The sequence below is a fragment of the Legionella waltersii genome (genome assembly GCF_001468085.1).
Taxonomy (GTDB): domain Bacteria; phylum Pseudomonadota; class Gammaproteobacteria; order Legionellales; family Legionellaceae; genus Legionella; species Legionella waltersii.
On the sequence record NZ_LNZB01000005.1, the window covers coordinates 1 to 23,611 of the forward strand.

The window sequence follows — 23,611 nt, forward strand, 5'->3', positions numbered from 1 at the left end:
CATGATCCCATCGCACGAAATTGTACACATAAAATACTTAAAGTTATTTATAGATGCGGAGCACTTTGTGCTTGAAATGCTTACGAAATACTCCCAATCTCTTCGTTAAAAAATATTTTTTTGCTCGATCTTGGGGTTTTTCGTAAGTCCTGTAGATATTGCGAAACCCTGGCGTTTGCCGAGAACACCAAGCTAGAACTAGGGATGAATAAGGAAGGGACTCAAATTTTTACTTGAACTTCCGCATTATGCTCAAGAGTAGCATCAGAAACACCCAACTCATTCGCTATCGCTTTCCTATTTCGCGTGCATAACCCTGCTTCTTCACCGTATTTTTTATAAAACTCTCGCTGAAAGGCCTGAAACTCTTTAACTTCTGAACAGTCTGGGATTCTTCTTGCTAAAGGAACAGCGCGATAGAACTTATTGAGCAATAAAGCATATTCCTCTTTAAGTGATTTAGATAATAACTGTTGATCCACATACAGCGGATTGTATTCAAGCTTAAAAGTAAATTGATCTTTTAAAGCTCTCATTAAAATCGAAGAACCGTGCACAGCCGATAAAAGCACTCCAGATTCACCTTTAGCAAGCATACTACTATTGGATAATTGGTTTGTGTTTAAGGTTTGTATCTCCGCTTTAGGGAGATTTTTTAGATCAACGGCTAATTGCATTTGCCCCTGATCAATTAAAAAGTTAGAAAACTTGAACTCCCGTCCCATTAAGCCGAATAATTCTTTGTGAGTGGCATCATCCATTTCTTGTTGAGGCATAACGCGCCATCGAATGTGTTTGTCGGCTAATACTAAGTGAGTAAATGAGTTTTCATAGTTACTTACCCGTTGGCCTCTAAAAGACGTTTGCGGAAAAAAATAGCTAGTAAAGGTCCACTCGTTTTGAGTGCTTAAACTATAATATCGAGCAGCTCTCCAGTCTTGATGAAAAAAGTTGGTCCGAGGAAGTACTCGTTGTGATGCACTAATGCTTCTGGCCAATAGTAAGTTAGAAGCCATTCCGAGAAATTTACTTATCATGATTAGTCCCTATGTTAAAACTCTACTTAAGGGCATTTCTCCACAATCTCAGGACTTACGAAAAACCCCAATCTCTTGGTTAAAAGACCTTAGGTTTTTTTCGTAAGTCCTGAACACCTGTGATGAAAAAGTCCCTGACTGTCCTAAATATCATCAAAAGGACTTCTTGTAAATAGCGAGATAGGTACCATCATTTTCCATGTCCAGTAGGGCTTTATTGATTTGACTGATCAAGTCAGTTCGCCCTAATTTGGCCATAATTCCATAACCCTCACCGATTTTAAATTTTTTTCCGAGTGTTTTTAGCGTCTTAGAACCATTGGCTATCCAATAAGTCGCTTGAGAATCATTGGTTAATACTGCATCGACCTCCTTTTTCTCTAGGGCATTTAGCATATCCATAGAGTTGGAGAATGAAATCAGTTGTGTTTTTTTATTAAGCACCTTCATCGCAAGCTCTTTGGATGGGGAGTTTTTATAATAGGCAATTCTTTTATGCGTCAGATCTCTAATTTCAGAAAATGGTGCATTAGACCGAATAAGAAACCGCAAATGACTTTCTTTAATAGGAAGACTAAATTGAAAATTTAAGCTTCTTTCAGGAGTAATCACGATAGCCCCAATGGCTAAATCTATCTCACCCGAATTGAGGTGTTGCGGAATCTTATCAAAGAGCATGCTTTGAAATCGGCATTCAGCGTTAATTCGTTTACACACTTCCTGAAGTATACTAATCTCAAAACCAAAAAAACGTCCTGATTTATCATTAGACAACACTTCAAAGGGTGGATTGTAAGAAAGTGCCCCGATATTTAGAATCCGGGCATAGACTTGATAAAACGGCAAAATAAGAAGACATACCGACAACAAAATTCTTACTAATTTCATTCGTATAACCCCATCATTTTTCAGGAGAAATTAACTCGTATTAGCAGAGTATACACAAAAATCCTACTGATAGGGTCAGCTTCATTGAGTTTTATCCGAACTTCAATTTCTTCCAGCCATCACACCACCATCGACATTCATAATTTCTCCAGTGATCCAACTTGATTTTTCCGACAAAAGAAACTCGACAGCATCTGCGATATCCGCTGTTTTTCCAATTCTACCGATAGGATGAAAGCGATTAAAATCCAGCAACGTTTCCTCTATTTTCTCTTCAGGGATAAAGGAGGAGTAGATGGGTGTGACAACAACAGCAGGGGCTACAGCATTCACCCTTATCTGATGATCCGCAAGTTCCATAGCCAAGTGCTGGGTAAGAGAATGTAGACCCGCTTTTTGCATGGAGTATGCAGAAGAGGGGGTTGCCTTCACTGCTTGATTTGCCCACATAGAACCAATATTGACGATAGCGCCTCCGCCATTTTTTTTCATGTTGTTGGCTACGGCCTGAGTGATAAAAAAGAATGCCTTGTTAAAATCAACTTGTCGGTCGTAATCTTCTTCTTTATGTTCAAGAAAACCAATTGGCTTGAAATATCCTGCAGCATTAACAAGGTACTTTATTCGGCGAGTTTCCTTGTTGATGGTCTCAATAAACTGCGACACATGCTCAGCGTCATAAAGATTAAGCACCAAGGTGTCTACTATAGATCCTTTCTTTGTCATTTCAGTTGCTGCATGTCTCAGTTTTTGACTATCGCGTCCAGTGATTATTAGGTCTAGATTGTGATTGGAAAGCCTTTTTGCTGTTTCAAGACCCATACCGCTGGATCCGCCAACAATAATCGCTAAATCGTTGTGAAGCATTTATTCTCCTGGTTAATATAAAATATTGTCTAATCAAGTATTAAAGAACTACAATGCAAAAAAAAAGTAGGTACTTAGGAGTCTGCTAGGTACTTTATGGTACATCTTATTGAAATGTCTGAAATAAAATTATTGCAAAGAAGGGCACCTCTAAAAACGGCAACGATGGTTGAAACTATTTATGGTTGTAAATGGTCTCTTACTGTCTATGCCCTTTTACGCGATGGGATCAATCGTCCCGGTGCAATGGTGCGAGCTGTTGAAGGACTGACAACAAAGGTTTTGAATGAATGCTTAAGAAAGAATGTGGAGTTCGGTATTTTAGAAAAAAGGACCTTCCATGAAATCCCTCCAAGAGTTGAATACGTTGTTACTCCCTTCGGAAAGCAATTTTTAAAAATTCTAGATCAGCTAGAAATGCTTAACGAACAAATCCAACTGACTTAAATGATCAAGCGATATCTAAATATCTCCGCCTTAGATGTGCTAAATAATACTCTGGATTTAACGCTTCGCCAGTGGCTTGAATTAATAACTCTTGATAGGACAGCAATTTTCCTTTTTGATGAACATTTTCTCTTAGCCAAGACAGCATTGCTTGAAACTTACCTTGTTTGATTTGCACAAGAATATCCGGAATCGATCGCTTAAGTGCAGCAAATAATTGAGCAGCTATTATTGCCCCAATCGTATAAGCAGGAAAATAACCAAAGGCTCCAGAAGGCCAATGTACATCTTGCATGACACCATTTCTATCATCGTCTTTAGTTGATAATCCTAAATACTTTTGCATGTAGGAATCCCATACCTCCGGTAAATCATTGATGGAAATTTCAGAAGAAAACAACCGTTGCTCTATTTCATATCGCAAGATCACATGAAGAGGATAAGTCACCTCATCAGCATCTACGCGAATCAAACTTGGTTTTACTGTCGTTGAGTGATAATAAAGGTTATCCACATGAATGTTTTTTGCATGCTTAAAATACTTCTGAACTATAGGCACTAAAAAGTGTATATATTCCTTGCTTCTACTGACTTGCATTTCAATAAACAACGATTGACTTTCATGCACAGCCATACCCAAAGAGTGTCCCACAGGCTGTATGCTCCACTCCTTTAAAAGTCCCTGTTCGTATAAAGCATGTCCTGTTTCATGAGTGATTGCCATTAATGACGATAAGAAATCATGTTCGTTGTATCTCGTTGTGATACGCACGTCACTAGAAATTCCCCCACAAAAGGGATGATGACTAACGTCCAAACGACCATGATTAAAATCAAAACCTAGGCACTTCATCATTTCCATACCCAGTTGCTTTTGTGATTCAATAGGAAAATCTCCTGATAGTTCTTTTTTCACACGAGAACTTTGTTTTTCCATGATGCGTGGGATCATCGAAGGCAATTGTAGTTTAAGCGCATTAAAAATGGGGGTGATTGTTTGACTGTCTAGATCAGGAGAGTACTCATCAATCATAACGTCCAATTCGGATTTTTGAAACGTATCGGATTTAATGCCCGCAATTGTTTTTACCTTTTTAAATAATTGATTTAAATAGGGCTTAAAGGATTTCCAATCGTTTTTACTTCGCAGCTCTCGCCAGGCTTGTGTGCAATTCAATGATTCACTGGTAAATTCTTCAATTAATTGTGCTGGAATGCAGGTTGCCAGCTTGTATTTTTTGTCCATCCAATACATGTTTTTTTGTTGCCACAGTGATAAATTGCCTTGATCTTTAGCTTTTTTGATTAAATCAGCTACTTTATTACTGCTAAGCCAATCATGCTGAATGGCACTTAGCGTTGCCAATGCCTCTGCACGTGCTTTTCCACCACCAACAGGCATCATTGATGCTTCGTCCCATGAGGCAATTGCCAATAGATTCTCAAGATCATAATATTTTTTAAAATGCTGTTCTAATTGTTGGTAGGCATTCATAAATGCTCTCTAATGATTGTATTCTGCAGAGGGGAAACTCAATGACTCAGTCATTAATTTAATCAAACAACTCTAGTAAGTATGGCATATTTTTAACAAAGTTGGATTAAAACGAGCCTATTAATGAAAGGACACAGGACTTACGCAAACTACTGAGGTCGAGGCAAAAAATGGTTTGAATGCGAGAGTTTAGATGCATTAAATAACCGAATTCAAACCATTTTTTAACGAAGAGCTCGAGGTTTTGCGTAAGTATTTCAAGCACCAAGTGCTCCACATAAACTAGATAACTTCGAACAATCAACCCCTCATCCGCCCTTCGGGCACCTTCTCCCCATTCCTGGGGCGAAGGGGTAATTGAAGGGAGTTATTTAGATGTCCTGTTCATACAGCTGATATATACTTGCTTTTATGCACTATAGTATAGAAAACCCATCTAATGTTGAGAGCACTATGGTAGAAATTATTAATCTTAATAAAAAACGAAAAGCTAAAATTCGTTTGGAAAAAGAAAAAAGGGCTTCTGAAAATCGTATTAAGTTTGGAAGGACAAAACAGGAAAAGCAGTTAGAAAAACAGGATAAAGAACGTATTGAACGACATCTTGATGGTCATCAGTTGGAAGACAAAGAGGAAAAATAGCGGGCTGACTCTATAGAGAATTGTGGGTTTTGCAATACTCACCTGCACCTTCTATAGAATTGGGATACAAAGAAAGTTTGGAGAAACATGGAGTTACATTTATAGTGTGACCCAAAAACCAAGCGAGTAGCCTACCTAGATTGACTTAACCAAGGGCACTATCATTAAAACAGTATCTATTCGCTTAAATAAACCGACCCTATACCGAATGGCTTGAAACATTACATAATCTATTACGACCTAAACTGGAAGTGCACAATCAAGCCATAACCGGATAGTAGCCTTCATTGCTATTACCCCCCATTAAACTGATTGACATTCCCAAGAACAAGACGATAAAAGTACCCTCCCTTATTGCTTATTTTTAAGCATGTAATACAATAACAAACTATTTTTTATGGTATCAGTGAGTATACTAAAATCTCTTCGTGAAAAATGTTTTTATTTCAATCCTGTAGCCTATGTGATTTCTTCAATAAACTCTTTTTTTCACCTAGTTATAGTTTTTTTGTAGTACTGATTAGTTCAAAATCTCATTTATAAAGCCGGGTGTAATCAATGCCGCAGAGTTTGTCTGAGTCTTTTCTCAAAAAAATCCAATTGCTGAAATTTGTACCGGCAAAGAAAATTAGAGCGCTTATAGAAAAAAATCGATTTGATGAGGCCTTCATCTTGACCTGTAAAAACTGTCACTCGGTCAAGGATGATAATTTCAAATTAGTTGAGCTTTTTCTAAAAAGTCGAGAAGAATTCGCGATAGATACCAACAAAAAAATTAATAAAACACTGCCACTCTTTGAAGCGATTAACAATAAAAACTGGGGATTAATCTATTTGTTAATTCGCTTTGGAGCGAGATCACATTTTATATCAGAAGACCCACATTATACCCAGCAATATGCGCTATTACGCACTGAAAAATACCAAACTATTCCTGAAGAATTTAAAGCATCGCTTGCTAGAGGCAAGTTTGAAGCATTAATGAAACTGTTCGAAACCAAGAGTGTTTTACCTCGTTATACTGATCTGCCTCCTAATACAGATAATTCGAAGTACGATCGAAATAGGCTGCACTTTCTTCAATCTGTTATAGCCCATCTATTAAACATGGATAATGAAAAAAGTAAATTTTGGGGTTCAAGGAACAAATACAGAACAGAGGATTTGGAGTTTTTTGAAAGTGAATATTTGCATAATGTTCGAAAACTAGTTAGTGTCATTTGCAACACTTTTGCCAATATGTCCGATGATTTTCTTGCTCGCTACAATGAGGTCTTTAATCACAACAGCCTTACTTGGATTACGCTGCAACAATTTGAACGCACCCTATCTCAACTAAACGAAAATATGTTTTTTCTCGTGCCCATAATCGTATTGGAAAATTCGCAAGTTGATTTCAAACCAGAAATTGAAAATTCCTGTTATCGATTTACTTTAGAACACGCAAAACGCGTTGAGTTTATAGAGTTTTTTCTAGGTAATTGTATTCAAGACGATCTTCGGCATTTGTTGGGATTGGTTCTGGAATTAAACAATATTCAGGACTCTGAAAAAACAGATAAGCCAAGCAAAATCTCATTACCCGGGATCAAAGCGATTGTAAACCACATCACAGATAACTACAGTTTAATACAATTAATGAGCTTAATTTACAATGGAGGGGCTTATATACTTACACCCCAAGAGTTAAAGCATCAACCAGGCAACCTTGTATATAATTTGCGTGAAAAACCCAAAAATCTACTGATCAATGATCAATTAACAATTTCAACCAAATATAGATTTCATGCTTTATTAAGAAAACTGCAATTAATTGGTGAATTAGTAACAGGAAGGAATTTATCCAGATTTATTAAGGATTTAGACAATACCATTCATTGGCAATCATTTATACTGGTTCGAGATGGTATCACTCATCAAGATGAACAGGACAATAAGTTCAAAGTTGATAGAATTGCTCAGGAATTTGAAGCTTTAGAAACTAGAATACAAAAAGAGCTTGAAGAATTTTGCGCAAGACTTATGAATTTAATCCGATTAAGAGAGCAAGTCCTGGGATGCTATACAGGAGATAATCGTGAATCGTATTGGAATGCTATTCTAAGAGCTAATAATACCGAAAATGCGCCAGTTAACCAAGAAGCCCCCAAAACATCAGAGGTAGAGTCTGAGCACCGATTACCTGCTGATGCTCAAGATTTTTTAGCCGTTGCCAAGTTGTATTGCCCCCTAGCAGACTATAATACCTTTGAACAAGTATTTGAGGGTTCCATAACTTTAAATAAACGTCAAAAAGGAAGTCTATTGGTGCACCTAAACCCCAAAAAGAATAAATGCATAACAAAAGAGCAATACGACCACTTATCAGGCATATTAAATAAATACATCAATGGTCCTAAAATCTCCGTTGAGGATCGTCAATTAAAACGTGAGCAAGAAATACAAAAAAGGACTCAGCGATTACAGGACGAAGAGAGAAGATATAGAGGACTTGATGAAATCCGGAGACTGGCTACCTTATTCAATATGCATGGTTCAAAAGAACACTTTCTGAATAAATATACTCGAATTGATGCTGCCATAGAAGCAATACAAAACATCCAAAATATCTTAAGAGAATGCGGATACACATTACCTTCAGAAAGCTCATTTAATGAGTGGGATGTATCCAATATATTAGAAGGTAGGTTGGCTTTAGTTACCTTATTGGAGAGGGCATCTAACGTTAAGGACGCATTAGAATACAACTTAGGTCAAGCTTATCAGCATTTGGATAAGATTAAAGAACTTCCTGAAGCACGCAATAATCAATACCTTAAGGATAATTACAAAGCAATTCGTGCACTCAGAAATCGCCTGGAGCACGGGGATCATTCCATTGACAACATGGGGCATGATATATATCAACCAAGAGTCGCTCAATCTTATAAAATAGCATCAATGGCACCTGCGTTATTTAAAGCATGCAAAGAATTATTGCCTGAATTATTAGAAATAAAAGAGGGTGTACATCATTCTGATAAACAAGAACAACAGGCATTAGCACGCAACCTAGCTCTAGGAATATTTAGTGAACATCCAAATACAAATGAACTGACTCCATCCAATATAGGAATTGCATCAGATTATAGTAATATCCCCGACATCTAAAAGTTACAGGACTTATGAATTGCCTAGATAAGCATACCGCTTGGGGTTGATTTAAATTTTATTATATCTATGCCAACAAAGAAGAGTATCCTTTACAATAGAATCATTGAGAGCAATTACAAAACCTAAAAGCAACTTGCAACTTCAGGCGCTAATAGCGAATGCTCTTACAGGTCCTCTGGCCAGAGAAGATTTGAATACGATTTCTAAACACTTAAGCGTTGTTCATCGCGACGCGATACTCACTCTCTATAAAGCGATGGCATTAGCTACATTACCCTAACGAATTTAGACGCCATCCAGAAAGAACGAATTGTTTGCGCACTAGAGAGTAACACTTAAGGTTCCTGGTTTAATTGAATGCAAAAGCCCTTTGTATGCCCCTTTAGGATAAGGTCAACGGCTTGAATCGCTTAAATAGGTTTAATAATCCCCAATTTTATGTCGAAAGGGTTTGCACTTACCCATCAAGCGCCCTACAATATACCACTTTGTTTTAAATATAGATTTGTATTTTTCTTTAGGTGGAAAAGCACAACAATGACTCTCCTAAATAAATCAAAAGCTCAGATCTCACAGATTCGGTTTGAAGTCATTGTTTCTTACAAGCGATCAAGATACCCCAGCCATAAACTACTATCGAATAATTTTGCTTAAAACTCATTAGCGGGTAAGTAATTGGGAATGTTAATCCCCCCAAATAGATCACCCTATCAAGCAACAAAATTGCTGTATTCGAGGTAAAAATGACGAAAGTAAACTACCATACCGCACATAATCTCTTTAAACCCAAAAATTCCACAAAGCCAACACCTACGCAGCTTGGTTTTAGGAAAGTTCAAAGCAAACAAAAGCAACAAGCCGATCAACACAAACGATCGAACAATGGTGTTTTTAAAATAAGTTATAAAAAAGGAGACAAGAAAATCTGCAGGCACAAAGGGTATCGGGATCACTGCGATCCAAAAGATATTCAATTGGAAGGACCGGATACCAATGCAACAATTCATGCAGCTAGGGAAATTAATTATGATTATTATCATGGTGATAATTCAAATAAGAATAATAATAAAGATGCTAAGGGCGCAGCCTTAGCTGAACACTGCGATTCAGACTGGTTTGAAACCATGTTTAGTAAAGCCATAGAAGGCTATGTGAATACATCGCAAATCTATGATCCAAACGGTATTGATTGTAAAATAAATGGTCCATTTTATGGTGTTAATCAAATAACTGGTCGATTTAAAAATGTAACTCGAGAAGCATGTGATTCTATTTCCATAACATTTCTTTCAGAAGCTGAGCAGTGTAAGGACGGCAAGCTCGCTACTGAAATTGGTCTTATTTGGACGGGGTATGCATTTGCAGGCATTTGGGGATGCTTATGTTTTGGTTTGTTATTTTACTTACTCTATAAAGGAATTGAGTCTGAGTCTTTTAGCGCTGATGATTTTAATTGCAATACACCCAGTTGTGACTCAGTATCAAAAAGGATTACGGGATTTTTTAGTAGCTCCGACAGTACAAGTGAAAAACCTAGCGAAACCGACGAGACAAATGAGACGTCTTTAGACATGGGAGCAAAGCACGTATAAGAAAAAAGGGAGCGTGATTCATCGCTCCCTATCCCTGAATATTCTAAACTCGTCTCAAACCGATACACGGCCATGGGGTGCCATTTATCTTATTTCGCATCAACTCGAATAACTTCTAACTCCCTAACATTTTGCAGCCCTCTAGGTAGTCGATTGCCTATATCACTCTTGAAACGCATTAGATCATCACCTTTTAAAGTAAAATGTCTTTTACCGGCAGGGATAGATACTGTGCGTTACAGACTCGCTTGCTATGAAAGCACAAGTAAAAGTACAGACGTGAGCCTAATAATAAACGGTAAAGAATTCTCTACGACATTTGCCCATGATTTGCTCATGGGAGAACTAAGTAGCGAGGACATTGCAATAGAGTGAGTAAGTGCCTAAAAGCTCTTTTATTTGCTCCCATAGATAAGCCTTGGCATGTTCTGATATCGCGCCAATACTTGAATGCCACCTTAACAGACACAAGCTTATCAACCGACTTATTCATAAGTATCGCCTCTTGAAAATTATCGAGGCTATAGCTTATCCAACACGGTTGACCATAGTCATGATAACTTGCTGAAAGCTCAGGATAATTGAACTCATTGATTAAGTAAGCAACCTTCACGTTTAGGTTCCGTCTGTTCATTGGTTATGGGGATATACAATCGGGGTATTGAGAAAAAACTGGGGGCTTTAAATAGTTTTTCTTTAGGGGATTGCCAGCGAAATATTTTTTGCTGGTTGATGTCGTAACTAATGTTGTTAAATATTACCCTTGCCATTTTATCCAATGGCCTGCCAGAACTGTAACTTGTTTCCAAGTAGCTAATGATATTAAAAATAAGCTCCGTAGGGAGCATTGCCCATGGGCTTTCCAGCTGCCCTCTACCTTGTGCGAGAGCGCTTAAAGTGAGCGCCAATTTGCTTATTTTCCCTTTAAAATTAGAGGCTGTTTTTTTATCGAGCTGTCTCCGAGTACTAAACGTATAGGCATTGCCGTGTACATTGATAGCATCCAAATCGTTGTTTTCAATAAATGCTTTAATTCCTTTATCCGAAATATGATTGTGACTTACATCCAATTCACTGACTCGAAGATGCCTAGCCAACAAGAAAGCCCCTTCATCAGCAACTAAGTTATTTGCCAGATTTAAACGGACTAAATGGGTATTCGAGACAAGTGCTGTGACTAGCAACTTAATATCAGCAACAGTCAGTTGCTGGTTACTCAAATCCAAGGTACTTAGAGTACTTACGTTACAGGTTAGATTTTGCAAAATATCTTGCTTTATTGGCATACAACCACCCCAAAAACAACAATAAATGCCCACTAAGGAAATTAATTATACAACATAATCTATAATTACCTATATACAAATTTGTATAGGTAAACCTCAGTTTGAGCAAATCAAAAAATTGGCAGCCTATTAAGGTTCTATCACATAGACATTCACCATTCCATGGTGAACATCAGAGGATAATGTACTATGTTTAATCGGTTTTTTAGTAACCCTCGAGCCCCAAAAAAACAACTTCATGATGTAGTATACCCCTCAATTGTCCAACAAAAAAAATTAATGGATCAACATTTACCCTTACTTAATGCTACTCAGATCCAACAAGTGACACAACAAATTAAGCAAAGCAAAAATTCCCCGCCCTTCTGCTTGAACAGCACACCTGATATCCCTTTCAGAATCCTCTATGATGGTGACAATACTTATGTTTTATCGGACATCGTACTAGGAGCGGGGGGTGAAGGAATCATGATGGCTGGTCAGCTTATTGATAAACAAGGAAATTCAAGTTGGCTTGCTATTAAAGAGTGTTTTCCTGGGAAGGAAATGCGCGATATGGTTCTCATGCTTCTATCCGATGAAAGGAAATTTTTAGAGAATTATGAGCATTTTGTTCGAATTCTGTATACCAAAAAACATCCAAACAAAGATTATGATGACTTAAGCCAAAGGGAATTAATCGATTTTTTTCAAAAACACCTGTTAACCGAGATAACTCCGATAACAAAAGAGAAATCCTTACAAGATGCCGTCAAAAATCAAACCATACTTAAGGAATTAGGAATCCCAGCAACAGTATTCTCTACCGAAATGTTAGTTTATTTCGTCATGCCTTTGCTGCGAGGAAATGATTTAGTCACTCTAAGCGGATCAAGAGAAACCAATCCAACGATGATATTTGATGTAATTATAGATTCAGCTAAAACGAACCCCGATGCAGCTTTACAATGGGGACCCTTTGTGACGAGTTATGCGCAAGTCATAGATAGTACAATGGAGCAAGTCTCCGAGCTCCATAGAAAAAATTATCTACACCGCGATATTAAACCACATAATTTAATGCTAATGGACACACGGGATGTACAACTGATCGATTTTGGCTCAGCAGCAATGATGCATGAGGGGGTGTACGTTGCTAATGATACCGCTGCATCTACACCAGGCTATATATCACCACAACAGGCTGAATACGCGCAATTTCATCCTCAAGACAGTTATCATTTTACAAGAGCAGACGACCTACATAGCCTAGGGATTACACTCAAAGAGTTGCATGCACAACGTTTGATTGAAGCGATATTTACCTTGTATCCAGATTTAGAAAAAAGATTTACTGGAATACCCCAAGCTCTTTCTGATTTACATGCTCAAAAACCAACAGCTCGTCTGCATGCAATGCAGTTCCTTAGTGAACACTTCAACCATTTTGTACAAGCGCTGGAAGTTAAACAAGGGTTGCTATTACAACATGATGATAATTACGAAAAATTAGTAGCGACTATTGAACGTTACAGACTCGCTTGCTATGAAAGCACAAGTAAAAGTACAGACGTGAGCCTGATAATAAACGGTAAAGAATTCTCTACGACATTTGCCCATGATTTGCTCATGGGAGAACTAAGTAGCGAGGACATTGCAAAAAACTTATTAAAGATAAAGCAGCTCTATGAAGAGAGTTCGGAGATTTCAGCCGAGGATGTAGTAGAGTCTATAAGTAGCCCCACTTTAAAACCACCCTAGTCAGTTTGGTTTAAGCCAATCGACTTGCTTTATAAAAGCTCCATTGGAACAACCTAATGGAGCTTATTAAGAATTTTGAACTGTTTTATTTAGAAGCGGCTGCCTTCTTTTCTTTTTCTTTGGCAATGACTGCTTCAGCTACGCTAGTCGGACATGGAGCATAGTGAGAGAACTCCATTGAAAACTGGCCACGACCAGAGGTCAGCGTACGTAATGTACTGATGTAACCAAACATTTCTGAAAGTGGAACATCAGCCTTAATACGAACACCTGCTGCACTAGGTTCCTGACCAGAAATCATACCGCGTCGACGGTTTAGGTCACCAATCACGTTACCTACGTCTTCTTCAGTACTAAAAACGTCAACCTTCATAATTGGCTCAAGTAATTGAGGGGCCGCTTTTGGCATGGATTGGCGAAATGCGCCTTTTGCCGCAATTTCGAATGCAATTGCTGAAGAATCAACTGGGTGGTAAGCACCATCGGAGAGGTTTACTACAACATCCAATACAGGGAAACCTGCCAAGGTTCCTGTATCCATCATTGAACGAAACCCTTTCTCAATTGCAGGGAAGAATTCTTTAGGAACGTTTCCACCTACAACCGATGTAATGAAAGTAAATCCGGAGTTTGGCTCGCCCGGTTCAATCGTGTAGTCAATTTTACCGTATTGACCAGCACCACCTGACTGCTTCTTATGAGTATAGCTGTCTTGAATTGATTTAGTGATGGTTTCTCGGTAAGCAACCTGTGGCTGACCCACGATTAGTTCAACGTCGTAGGTACGCTTTAGAATATCCACTTTAATATCAAGATGTAATTCACCCATACCACGAAGAATAGTTTCACCTGAGTCTTCATCTGTTTCAACTCTAAATGTTGGATCTTCTGCAACCATCTTACCAATAGCAATGGACATTTTTTCAGTAGAGCCTTTATCTTTTGGTGAGACTGCAATAGAAATTACTGGCTCAGGGAAAACCATCGCTTCAAGTGTACACTCGTGATCGGGACTACAAAGAGTATGGCCAGTTCGAACGTTTTTCATTCCAACAATAGCTAAAATATCCCCTGCTTCAGCACTTTGTAATTCATTACGCTCGTTCGCTTGCATCTCAACCATACGTCCGACACGTTCTGTTTTACCAGTAAACGAGTTAAGGATGGTATCCCCTTTATTTAATCGACCTGAATAGATACGTATGAACGTTAGAGCACCAAATCGGTCATCCATGATTTTAAATGCCAAGGCTCGGAATGGTTCATCAGGAGAAACAATAGCGTATTGACCATTTGGCTCACCTTCAGCATTAGTCAAAGGCTGTGGATTCACTTCATGAGGAGCAGGTAAATAATCAACGACTGCATCCAATAGTAACTGCATCCCTTTATTTTTAAAGGCAGAGCCGCAGTAGGTTGGGAAGAAGGCTAATTCAAGCGTACCTTTACGAATACAACGCTTAATTTCTTCTAATGAAGGCTCTTCTCCTTCTAAATAACCCATCAGCAATTCATCATCCATTTCAAGAGCGGTTTCAATCAACTGCGCACGATAGGTTTCAACGTCATCTTTCATATCCGCTGGAACGTCAGTAATCTTGTAATTTTCTGGCTGCCCAGTTTCGTCCCAAACATAGGCCTTACGAGTTAATAAATCAACAACACCAACGAAGGTGTCTTCAAATCCGATAGGCAAAGTCATAATTAAAGGTTTTGCACCCAATACCTTTTTAATTTGCTCAGTCACTTTCAAGAAGTTCGCGCCGATACGATCCAGCTTGTTTACGAAAATCAAACGAGATACTTTTGAATTGTTTGCATAGCGCCAGTTCGTTTCTGACTGAGGCTCAACACCGCCTGAACCACAGAATACCCCAATACCTCCATCGAGTACCTTCAGTGAACGATATACTTCCACAGTAAAGTCAACGTGCCCCGGGGTGTCGATGATGTTGAAGCGTGTGCCTTTCCAGTAACAGGTTACTGCTGCTGACTGGATGGTAATTCCGCGCTCCGCTTCCTGCACCATAAAGTCGGTGGTTGACTGACCGTCATGAACCTCACCAATTTTATGGATTTCACCGGTAAGCTTAAGAATACGCTCGGTTGTGGTTGTTTTTCCGGCATCTACGTGGGCGAAGATACCAATGTTTCTATATAGGTTTAAATCAGTCATGGCACTCTTATAATTAAAGTTGATTAAAAATTAGTCACGTATTATACAGCATTTTAACTAGGTTTGCAGTAGATCAGTGCATCGACGCAATGAAATTTTTACTGAGTATAGAAACTGCCTTGAAAAAGACAGTTTCTACGCATACTTTGGTGGTTTGCAGGAATTAGAAAACTGGACCCGGTCCATGATTATCATCATCAAAATGATGAGTATTCGATAGTTTTGCCTCAGCTCTGCATGGGGAAAATAGTGAGTTACCTTTAAGTTGAGATAGACGTTCTATCTGCTCCTTTTTTTCTTGATTTGGTTGAACATTGTCTTTTGACGGTTGATTGTTTTGTTCAGGATTTGTTTTTCGAAAAGTCATAACTACCTTATTATTTTGTTGTTGTTTAAGGAGCGCACATGCTATCACTGAAATCTTAATGAAATATTAAGACTTCAACTATTTAGAAGATATATTGTTAAAAGAGATTAAATGCAGAACACCGGACCCATCTAAATCTAAATCAATACTTTGTGATAAAGAGAATGCTTAAATAGTGCGTTTTAAATCGGGAGTAGAATCAGTTTCAGTACTTAAGTAAACATTGGCTTTCGCTGCAATAAAATCTAATCGTTTCATTAAAGATCCTGCAGTATTTAGCTTATTAATATCGATGTTTTTTTTAAAGTAGCCAATTATTTCTTTAAGACTTTGAGGTGGGTTATTTTTGAACTCATACAATGCCTTTTTTATCAGATCGGTATGATGGCGATTCCAGTGTCCTGTAAAGAACATCATCGAATTGTTGTTCTCTTTAGTGTAATCCTGCAATAACCTAATCGCCTTCTGAACATCCGAACCTTTCGTTTCATTCCACAACTTTTCGTAATCAGGCGGTGTGCTTTTAGGGGTAAGTCTATGCACACTTGAGAACGCATTAGTTGCATACCAGTTTGCGTAATCGTCAGGATTTGGAGTAAGAAACGCCTTGAAATCCCACGCAATTCCGTTACCGTATTTGAATGGACCTAGTTCTAATCCCTTCTCCCTAGCAAGTCCTCTCACCATCCATTCTATGATAGCGGAATTTCCACGTTCAACAGTTAATGTCGCTGCTAAAAGATGAACGAGTTTACCTGCATTTTTAAGAAAATCATCGACACCTTTTTCCGGTGTCCATTGACGACATGCTTGGTAGTGGATATCTGCTGCTCTGAAATTACCACAAACCATTGAAGGACTGTTTTGTATAGGATAAAAAATATAGGCGACAAGTGGCTTTATTTCACCTCTTTCTGATTCATCTTTAGAAATAAATGTACGTATCGTGCAGAGCTTGTCGGTATGTTCTTTATTTGCAGGATCCGTCTTAGGAAAATCAATAGTAATTGTATAAAGAAACCCATCTGTTTTGTCTTTGTAGCTTTGTATTTTGGTATTATGGCGAGGCATTGAAAAAGCGATGAAGTAGGTGGAGTTCGAATCTTGTTCTTTCTTAAATCTAAAATGCTGCGGCTCGCCATCTTGATCCATTACTTTATTCGCAGCCTGTTTTATCAACTCAACAATTAGTTTAAAAATTTCTTCTTGCTGAGCCTCAAAGCTATTGCTATCACCCCTCATCACAACTTCGCCAGCCATGTCATCGTACATTGTTTCACGATATTTACCGAATAATTCTGCTTCTCTGTCATTCCTTTGATTTGTACTTTGTTCAATCGCAATCTTTGCGCGCTCTTTAGCTAAAAACGCATACGCACAACCCACCCCAGTTTCAAGTGTAGAGGGGTCACAATTCTCGGGAAGGTCTGTGGGTTTTGTTTTTGGAAAAGACTTCATCAAGCCAGCCAATTTTTCAATGGTGCGTTTACTGAACTCCTGCCAACGATCCTGATTCTGGCCAGCAAAATCTTTGGCCCGATCAGGCGAAGATGCATAACCTGTTGATATGTTTGAATTTTCTTTGGATCGACTTTGCATGGTTTTGTACCTCATTTAATTAATTATAACAAATAGGCAACGTCCCTGAAGTTTTTTTAAACAATATTTGCTCTTGAATTGAGCACAGATTTTTAATTTCGCTTCGAACTTCCCCCTCTCCCACGATAAGAGCATTGATAGTGTAATGATGCCCCTCGCGGGAGAGGGAAATGGACAAATCTACGCTAAGACAAAGAGCCCGTAATTTACGGAAAAACAGCACCGATACTGAAAGACATCTTTGGTATCCTCTTCGAGCGGATAGACTTGGATTTAAATTCAAGAGACAAGTGCCAATAGGCGGATATATCGTTGACTTTGTCTGCCTTGAAAAACGACTGGTTATCGAGCTTGATGGTCAATTGTCAACAGGCCTTAATTTATCAAAATGATGCGCATGTAGTTAGTGCGGCACTAGTCGCAACAAATACTCGAAGCTCCATAATAAAGGAAATTAGCCTATAATTTAGTTAGGTAGAAACAAAAAGCGCAATGAGTAAGCTAATTCGACAGTGACACGTCTAACCCCCATACATTAGGCAGTTATGGAGATTAGTACAATATACAAAATGGCCAAAGCCAAGCAAACCCAATCCTGAAAAGATGCTTAGAATTGGTGTTTCAAGGAAAACAGAACGCCTAGTCTGCACAATGTGGCATATAGGAGAATATGATGATTACGACTGAAGAAGTTAAAAACCTACTTAAAGAATATGAGCAAAATTATGAGCATTTCATAATTATGATGGGAAAACCTGAGAATATAACTATTTGTAAAAAGAATTCAAACCTAAACAATTTTCTAAATAGAAATCTAAATATTTTGACACAATTTGATTCGTCTTTAAGTCAAGAAGTAGACAGGATAATGTCGCAACAGCCCGAAAATAGGCATTGGAATACGCTACACCACGAACTGTACTCTCACAATAACCTCTTAAAGGAGATGATAGGGAGCTTAGAGAAGGAAAAGAACCTGAATGAAATCGAAAACCAAGAACAAAATATAGATGAATTGTTGAAACAAATAGGTGAACTCACGAATGGAAATCCTCACTCACACGATGAACAGATTGCATCCGCCATAAAGCTCATTTCGGTTCTTGAAGAAAAGAAAACAAATAAATTGGAAGAACTATCTACCATTAGCCCCGCCTGTCCTGAATATTATCTTGCTATACAACAAATTAACTCGCTACAAAAAGAACAAGTTACTTTACTCAAAGACGTCATTGATGTTTTAAAATCTATTCATGCAACTAACGAATATAGGCATAACCTTCGTAATCTTACTCCAAATGAAGATGATCTTGCCTCGAAAAATTCGACACCTCACTAAACAACTTTTTTAAATTCATCTGCCTATCGATAGTCCAATCGAGTAGGAATGAGAGCAGTATTGGCTGCCTCTGTCTGAGTGAATGATCAGGCCGTTTGGTGGTTTCGGCTCCATATAGCCATTTGCAGAGATCAATGACCTGTTGTTTAGTCAGGTGTTCAGAGATAGACCATCCAACGATTTTTCTAGAATATAAATCCATCACAACAGCCAATTTGAAAAAGAAAAAGTAAAGTCGTGATCTATCATTTAAAAAGCCCCTGTTTTGGTGGTTCTATAGTGATGATTAACGCTATCCGCAGGTTTTTAATTTCAGAGATGGTTTCTCTAAATAATTTAGACATTGGGTGCTCTAGACAGAGTTTAGTACATTCTAAGATTTCTAGAAAAATGGGCGCTTCAGTGAATTTCAGGCAAAGATGTGCTGATTCAATTATCGCAAACAGTAGAGAGTTACGAGGAAATAAACCCACCCCATAGATAAAGAATCCCAGTCTTGCAGTGAAAGGAAGGAATGAGTTTGTTCTGATAAAACTAGAGGCAATGATTCTATAAATGGCAGATTGAGCCTATTAGTGTTTTTGCAGTTTGGCCAATTGAACCCTGAAAAAACAGTCTAAGCCATCATTTTATCGAATTTGGGCAAAAGCAAGATGATTGTTCATTATGGATTATTTTCTAGCCCAAACTGAGTTTCTACCACCCATTTTAGACCAACTTTTTTTATAGATATGCAATACAACATGAGCTATGCTTACTTAATCTCAGTCAACCACTAAATCAATGGAGTGAACCTTTATGAATTTATCGACGATAAAACTTTTTTTAATCGCCCCAATTCTTAGTTTACTTGCTTATTCAGTGCATGCAGAGAATGCGACTCAACCTGCACCATCATTCCAAGAAAACTGCGTTAATTCATGGATGAAAAAAGGAGATGAGGCAAAGGATAAAGTAGACTACAAGGATTTTGGTGAAAAATATTGTGGATGTGCTGCTTCTCAAAAATTAGATTCTGAAGAAGCTGTAAAAAAAGCAATTCAACTGTGCCTGTCTAGAACACTGCTGCATGATGCAATGGACGCCATGGATGAAGAAGTCGGACTAGCGGAATCCAAGGACACGGATGTACAAGAGTATTGTGAAGATAGATGGACCCTAATTTATCCTAAACAAACGGATGAAGATAAAAAATTTACTACTGCCTATTGTGAATGCGCTAAGCCAAAATTATTGGATCTCATCAAAAAATCCGATAATTTAACGGATAAGCAATATGATGAGGTGATTGATAAAGTGGCTGACGAATGCTCCAGTCAATAAAAACGGACCTCATACAGGCAGGAGTTACGCAAAACCCTGAGGTGCATATTAACAAGTATTATCACCTAAAAGTAACCCACAAAATACGAGTTGTGGGTTTTCTTTTAACAGTCCATAAACTTGATGATCTCTAATCATGAACGAAATCTCCGCAAGCTTGATAAGCCTTTAGAGGGGCAAGCATACCTGAACGAAGAGATTACGGACATGTTAGGCTGGGTAAAGGACAACCCTCAAGTTTTTATTTAACGTAGCTATCTTGTTGTTAAATAATCGAATACCATCCATTTTCCCAACAATACTCTTTTGTAATGCCCATGCGTTAAGGAAAATTATGATTGTTATCTTTGTCCACGGTTGGAGTGTCACGCATACCAACAGTTATGGAGAGCTCCCCCAATGGATTGAAAGTCAGAGTAAAAACAGACAGCTAAATATCCAAGTGGGAAACATCTATCTAGGGCATTACATCAGCTTTGTCGATACAGTAACAGTGGACGACATAGCACGCGCATTTGATCAAGCTCTACGTGATGAAATTGCTAATAAACTACTGGATGGAGAACGGTTTGCTTGCATAACACACTCTACCGGTGGACCGGTTGTTCGAAAATGGATGGACTTATATTTTAAAAATAATCTTAGACAATGTCCTTTGAGCCATCTTATCATGCTAGCTCCCTCCAACCACGGCTCTGCTCTAGCCCAATTGGGTAAATCACGCCTAGGCCGAATAAAAAGTTTTTTTGAAGGGGTCGAACCAGGACAACAAGTACTTGATTGGCTTGAACTTGGAAGCGATAGGAGTTGGCAACTGAATGAAAGTTGGCTTGATTACGATTGTACGGCTCATGGTATCTATTCTTTTGTACTGACAGGCCAGAAAATTGATCACCAACTGTATGATGCCATTAACTCCTACACGGGAGAGGCAGGGTCTGATGGGATTGTTCGCGTAGCTGCCTCAAACATGAACTACAGTCTACTGAAGTTACATCAGCAAGGGAATAATGGAGAGAATCTTGTTGTCGAGAACATGTTGAGGACCCGGCCGATGGCATTTGGCGTTCTTCCAGGATGTTCACACTCTGGTAAAAATATCGGGATCATTCGTAGTATTACAATGTCCAATGCGGCTACACATCCAACGGCTATATGGGTCATGAAATGCCTACAAGTAAAAAACCGTGATACCTACGACAGGTTGGCAAAAGAGTTAGATAAAGTTACCCATGAAACCCAAAAAAATGAGCATACTGAGCTTGTGCATACACTTATCTTTAAACGAGAATACATTACGAATCGCTACTCAATGATCATTTTCCGGCTCATTGATGATCGGGGCAATCATCTTGTTGATTATGATCTCTATCTAACTGCTGGACCAAAATACAGCGAGGAAGCGCTTCCTAAAGGCTTTTTTGTAGATCGTCAGAGAAACTTACAAAATAGAGGAAAGCTGACTTATTATCTGGATTACGACATCATGGAAGCCGGTATTAACACGCCGAAAATGATGGGAAATCTGGGCTTTCGTATTAAAGCCTATCCCGAAGCAAGTAACCAAGCCCTTGCCTATTATAGGTTGCTCGATTTTCGTTCATCACTGGCTGACATTAACAAAATTCTTCGTCCGAATGAAACTGTGATGGTTGAAATCATGCTTCAAAGAAGAGTAGATAAAGCCGTCTCACGTATCACGAACAACCTTAACCCGGCAAAAATCAGTGCAAAACCAATTGGCAAAAAAACAGATTGAAATTAACTTGCTAGAAAATCGGGTCAAAATGCCCCTTTCTAGTCTTGCTCAATGTTGACGTTTACCATGCGTGTTCGCTTGAGACTCTACTTCACTGACAGAACGCTTTACTTTTGGCAGTGCAAAAAATAGAGAAAGAGCCTTTTCTCGAGAGTTTCCACTCACTGGGGACACGGCCGATTTTTCTGTCGTAGATTCATCTTTCAACCTTAAACGAGAGGATAACGGTTGATCTGTAGGGACTTGCTTTCCTGTACGATAGATTGAAGGTAACACAAGGGTTCGAGACTCTGGTTTTACTACTACAGGTCTCTCTGGAGGCGCTAATAATTTTTCAACTGCCGGTAAATCGCCATCGAAAATAAATTGAATGATTTTCTTCGCTAAATCTTCGTTATCATGAAGCTGAGTGTAATAGACATCTTTATAAAAACCATTTTGCCAGAGTAAAGCAGCACTATGTAATATCGTTTTGTTAGATACTTTGAATAACGTAATTAAAACCTCACTTTTCACGGCCTCTTGCAAATGATTAGTAATGCCTTGAGAAACAAGCAGAGCAACTAATCGTGTCTGTTCCGCTAAACGCTTATAGCGAGTAACGACTCTTTGAAGCACATAAGCAACAATCATAGACGCAATATTGCCTTTCACTAGTTCATCAGCACAATCACGATGAGAAAAGTAAACCCCTAAAACCGCACAAGCCAAAATTGGATTCCGCATTTTTTCGCCATACATCTCCAATAAATTGTATCGTGCTAATACCAATAAACTCGCTAAAATAATGGGATCACCATTGTATTGATGAGGATCCAAAATACTTTGCTCGGGCCCTTTAGCAGAGGTATCAAAATAGTTAAAAAGCTTCCGTTTTTTTAATACTGCTTCAGGTAAAATCATGTCTACGCCAAAGTGTCGGCCAGTCTCATCTTCTTTGTATCCTTCTAAACACAGGATTCTATTGGGCATGTAGATCATTCGTTTTAAAGCGAGAATATCCAATTGCCTTAAAGCGATGTTACCTTCTAAGAGAGTCATCAAGTTGGGGAAATAGCCTGGTGCTCCTGCAAACTCCGCAGGTAAAGTATCAAGTTTATCAGTAGCAAGTCCTAAATCAATTAGGCGCAGTACGCTTGCGGAATCCACAGCAGCATTAGCGGGTTTCAGATCGCGATGAGCATATGAAGTGAGTGTTCTAGAAGCGATCCCTTGATGCAGGCTGTGTACAAGCCAACATAATTTGATCGCCAAATCTAAACGTGTTGATGTATTTAACTCTGGATGAACTCTAATGTATTTGTTTAAAGCAGTTCCAGCATCCAACATGACAATATATTGCTTGTTTTTCACAGGATTATTTCGTGAACCTGCATCACGATATAAACCTAAGTCATAAAGGACTATCACTTCATTCGCTATAGCATCAAACGTTTTATCCGAAGGTGCAAACGGAATAATCTTCATCACAAACGTTTTACCTGTTGATAAAGAACGAACTCGTTTTGCCTTTCCAAAAACCCCCTCTCCTATGACAGCACCTTTGCCTTTTGCTATGCCATAAACATCCTTTTCCAATTTGATGTACGAATTTTTTAAAACAAAATGATGACTAGCATCCAGGGCTATGGATTGGCCAGCTTTTATTTTTGTTCCAACGGGTTTATTTTCGAAGTAATGGCTAAGGAATTTTTTTACTTCTATTGGTAGAGCAGAAAAATACGGCATGATTTATTTACCTCCAATGGATACAAGATACATCAAATCAAATAATTCACAAGAACCATCGAATGATTTCGACGCAAATAATGGTGGGGAATGCCATGGATATTTTTTCAGGACTTACACAAAACCCCAAGCAAAGAAATAATGAATTTTGTATAACATGGGGAAACACCAAT

Annotated in this window: 18 protein-coding genes and 2 pseudogenes; 10 read left to right on the plus strand and 10 right to left on the minus strand. The window is 38.5% G+C overall.

The genetic code is table 11. The annotated features are described in order from the left end of the window. Nucleotides 1–221: 221 nt before the first annotated feature. The 3 genes from Lwal_RS00830 to Lwal_RS00840 all read right to left on the minus strand — a co-directional run bounded on the left by Lwal_RS00830 (nt 222) and on the right by Lwal_RS00840 (nt 2,792). Nucleotides 222–1,037 carry a hypothetical protein gene (locus Lwal_RS00830; RefSeq protein ID WP_058479037.1) on the minus strand — a complete coding sequence of 272 codons (816 nt, stop codon included), beginning with the start codon at nt 1,035–1,037 and terminating at the stop codon, nt 222–224. A 153-nt stretch (nt 1,038–1,190) separates the two neighbouring features. Continuing rightward, a complete protein-coding gene (locus Lwal_RS00835; protein ID WP_058479038.1) occupies nt 1,191–1,925 on the minus strand; it encodes a transporter substrate-binding domain-containing protein in 735 nt (244 codons plus the stop codon). Nucleotides 1,926–2,027: 102 nt separating this feature from the next. Then, nucleotides 2,028–2,792: an SDR family NAD(P)-dependent oxidoreductase gene (locus tag Lwal_RS00840; protein WP_058479039.1), complete on the minus strand. Its 765-nt coding sequence runs from the start codon at nt 2,790–2,792 to the stop codon at nt 2,028–2,030. A gap of 96 nt (nt 2,793–2,888) precedes the next feature. On the opposite strand from Lwal_RS00840, the gene Lwal_RS00845 reads away from it, so the two are divergent. Next, on the plus strand, nt 2,889–3,239 hold the full coding sequence (locus tag Lwal_RS00845; protein WP_095197478.1) for a winged helix-turn-helix transcriptional regulator: 351 nt from the start codon (nt 2,889–2,891) through the stop codon (nt 3,237–3,239). A 4-nt stretch (nt 3,240–3,243) separates the two neighbouring features. Here Lwal_RS00845 and Lwal_RS00850 read toward each other — a convergent pair whose 3' ends face one another. After that, entirely contained in the window at nt 3,244–4,734 is a 1,491-nt protein-coding gene (locus tag Lwal_RS00850; RefSeq protein WP_058479040.1) for a carboxypeptidase M32, read from the minus strand. Nucleotides 4,735–5,187: 453 nt separating this feature from the next. On the opposite strand from Lwal_RS00850, the gene Lwal_RS00855 reads away from it, so the two are divergent. The 4 genes from Lwal_RS00855 to Lwal_RS00865 all read left to right on the plus strand — a co-directional run bounded on the left by Lwal_RS00855 (nt 5,188) and on the right by Lwal_RS00865 (nt 10,121). Further along, a complete protein-coding gene (locus Lwal_RS00855; protein WP_058479041.1) occupies nt 5,188–5,376 on the plus strand; it encodes a DUF4169 family protein in 189 nt (62 codons plus the stop codon). Between the two features lie 558 nt (nt 5,377–5,934). Beyond that, a complete protein-coding gene (locus tag Lwal_RS00860) occupies nt 5,935–8,526 on the plus strand; it encodes a hypothetical protein (protein WP_058479042.1) in 2,592 nt (863 codons plus the stop codon). Between the two features lie 106 nt (nt 8,527–8,632). Then, nucleotides 8,633–8,809, plus strand: coding sequence for a DUF2520 domain-containing protein (locus tag Lwal_RS18020; RefSeq protein WP_331712949.1), 177 nt, complete (start codon nt 8,633–8,635; stop codon nt 8,807–8,809). Nucleotides 8,810–9,272: 463 nt separating this feature from the next. After that, on the plus strand, nt 9,273–10,121 hold the full coding sequence (locus tag Lwal_RS00865) for a hypothetical protein (RefSeq protein ID WP_058479043.1): 849 nt from the start codon (nt 9,273–9,275) through the stop codon (nt 10,119–10,121). A 587-nt stretch (nt 10,122–10,708) separates the two neighbouring features. Here Lwal_RS00865 and Lwal_RS00875 read toward each other — a convergent pair. After that, nucleotides 10,709–11,407, minus strand: a complete 699-nt coding sequence (locus tag Lwal_RS00875) for a hypothetical protein (protein ID WP_058479045.1) — start codon at nt 11,405–11,407, stop codon at nt 10,709–10,711. A 189-nt stretch (nt 11,408–11,596) separates the two neighbouring features. Here Lwal_RS00875 and Lwal_RS00880 point away from each other — a divergent pair, with 189 nt between their 5' ends. Continuing rightward, on the plus strand, nt 11,597–13,147 hold the full coding sequence (locus tag Lwal_RS00880) for a protein kinase domain-containing protein (protein ID WP_058479046.1): 1,551 nt from the start codon (nt 11,597–11,599) through the stop codon (nt 13,145–13,147). Nucleotides 13,148–13,232: 85 nt separating this feature from the next. Here Lwal_RS00880 and fusA read toward each other — a convergent pair whose 3' ends face one another. The 3 genes from fusA to Lwal_RS00895 all read right to left on the minus strand — a co-directional run bounded on the left by fusA (nt 13,233) and on the right by Lwal_RS00895 (nt 17,289). Continuing rightward, nucleotides 13,233–15,323, minus strand: a complete 2,091-nt coding sequence (gene fusA, locus Lwal_RS00885) for an elongation factor G (RefSeq protein ID WP_058479047.1) — start codon at nt 15,321–15,323, stop codon at nt 13,233–13,235. A gap of 163 nt (nt 15,324–15,486) precedes the next feature. Next, nucleotides 15,487–15,690, minus strand: coding sequence for a hypothetical protein (locus tag Lwal_RS00890; RefSeq protein WP_058479048.1), 204 nt, complete (start codon nt 15,688–15,690; stop codon nt 15,487–15,489). A gap of 168 nt (nt 15,691–15,858) precedes the next feature. Further along, the gene (locus tag Lwal_RS00895; RefSeq protein ID WP_058479049.1) at nt 15,859–17,289 is read right to left on the minus strand and encodes a DUF5617 domain-containing protein; all 1,431 of its coding nucleotides are present in this window, start codon (nt 17,287–17,289) and stop codon (nt 15,859–15,861) included. A 170-nt stretch (nt 17,290–17,459) separates the two neighbouring features. Here Lwal_RS00895 and Lwal_RS00900 point away from each other — a divergent pair. Both Lwal_RS00900 and Lwal_RS00905 read left to right on the plus strand, forming a co-directional pair. Next, nucleotides 17,460–17,648: pseudogene (locus Lwal_RS00900) on the plus strand (endonuclease domain-containing protein); the annotation flags it as partial. 311 nt (nt 17,649–17,959) lie between these two features. Continuing rightward, on the plus strand, nt 17,960–18,628 hold the full coding sequence (locus Lwal_RS00905) for a hypothetical protein (RefSeq protein WP_133141272.1): 669 nt from the start codon (nt 17,960–17,962) through the stop codon (nt 18,626–18,628). 42 nt (nt 18,629–18,670) lie between these two features. Here Lwal_RS00905 and Lwal_RS18150 read toward each other — a convergent pair. Beyond that, nucleotides 18,671–18,842 (minus strand): annotated as a pseudogene (locus Lwal_RS18150) (DDE-type integrase/transposase/recombinase); the annotation flags it as partial. Between the two features lie 584 nt (nt 18,843–19,426). Between Lwal_RS18150 and Lwal_RS00910 the strand changes: the two are divergent. Then, the gene (locus Lwal_RS00910; protein ID WP_058479051.1) at nt 19,427–19,951 is read left to right on the plus strand and encodes a hypothetical protein; all 525 of its coding nucleotides are present in this window, start codon (nt 19,427–19,429) and stop codon (nt 19,949–19,951) included. Nucleotides 19,952–20,285: 334 nt separating this feature from the next. Continuing rightward, nucleotides 20,286–21,710, plus strand: coding sequence for a phospholipase PlaB (gene plaB / locus Lwal_RS00915; RefSeq protein ID WP_058479052.1), 1,425 nt, complete (start codon nt 20,286–20,288; stop codon nt 21,708–21,710). Nucleotides 21,711–21,758: 48 nt separating this feature from the next. On the opposite strand, the gene Lwal_RS00920 is transcribed toward plaB, so the two are convergent. After that, a complete protein-coding gene (locus tag Lwal_RS00920; protein WP_058479053.1) occupies nt 21,759–23,438 on the minus strand; it encodes a protein kinase domain-containing protein in 1,680 nt (559 codons plus the stop codon). Nucleotides 23,439–23,611: the final 173 nt, after the last annotated feature.

Coding starts and splice junctions, on each gene's coding strand:
- Lwal_RS00830 (WP_058479037.1), bottom strand. CDS start 1,037: ATGATAAGTAAATTTCTCGGAATGGCTTCTAACTTACTATTGGCCAGA.
- Lwal_RS00835 (WP_058479038.1), bottom strand. CDS start 1,925: ATGAAATTAGTAAGAATTTTGTTGTCGGTATGTCTTCTTATTTTGCCG.
- Lwal_RS00840 (WP_058479039.1), bottom strand. CDS start 2,792: ATGCTTCACAACGATTTAGCGATTATTGTTGGCGGATCCAGCGGTATG.
- Lwal_RS00845 (WP_095197478.1), top strand. CDS start 2,889: ATGGTACATCTTATTGAAATGTCTGAAATAAAATTATTGCAAAGAAGG.
- Lwal_RS00850 (WP_058479040.1), bottom strand. CDS start 4,734: ATGAATGCCTACCAACAATTAGAACAGCATTTTAAAAAATATTATGAT.
- Lwal_RS00855 (WP_058479041.1), top strand. CDS start 5,188: ATGGTAGAAATTATTAATCTTAATAAAAAACGAAAAGCTAAAATTCGT.
- Lwal_RS00860 (WP_058479042.1), top strand. CDS start 5,935: ATGCCGCAGAGTTTGTCTGAGTCTTTTCTCAAAAAAATCCAATTGCTG.
- Lwal_RS00865 (WP_058479043.1), top strand. CDS start 9,273: ATGACGAAAGTAAACTACCATACCGCACATAATCTCTTTAAACCCAAA.
- Lwal_RS00875 (WP_058479045.1), bottom strand. CDS start 11,407: ATGCCAATAAAGCAAGATATTTTGCAAAATCTAACCTGTAACGTAAGT.
- Lwal_RS00880 (WP_058479046.1), top strand. CDS start 11,597: ATGTTTAATCGGTTTTTTAGTAACCCTCGAGCCCCAAAAAAACAACTT.
- fusA (WP_058479047.1), bottom strand. CDS start 15,323: ATGACTGATTTAAACCTATATAGAAACATTGGTATCTTCGCCCACGTA.
- Lwal_RS00890 (WP_058479048.1), bottom strand. CDS start 15,690: ATGACTTTTCGAAAAACAAATCCTGAACAAAACAATCAACCGTCAAAA.
- Lwal_RS00895 (WP_058479049.1), bottom strand. CDS start 17,289: ATGCAAAGTCGATCCAAAGAAAATTCAAACATATCAACAGGTTATGCA.
- Lwal_RS00905 (WP_133141272.1), top strand. CDS start 17,960: ATGATGATTACGACTGAAGAAGTTAAAAACCTACTTAAAGAATATGAG.
- Lwal_RS00910 (WP_058479051.1), top strand. CDS start 19,427: ATGAATTTATCGACGATAAAACTTTTTTTAATCGCCCCAATTCTTAGT.
- plaB (WP_058479052.1), top strand. CDS start 20,286: ATGATTGTTATCTTTGTCCACGGTTGGAGTGTCACGCATACCAACAGT.
- Lwal_RS00920 (WP_058479053.1), bottom strand. CDS start 23,438: ATGCCGTATTTTTCTGCTCTACCAATAGAAGTAAAAAAATTCCTTAGC.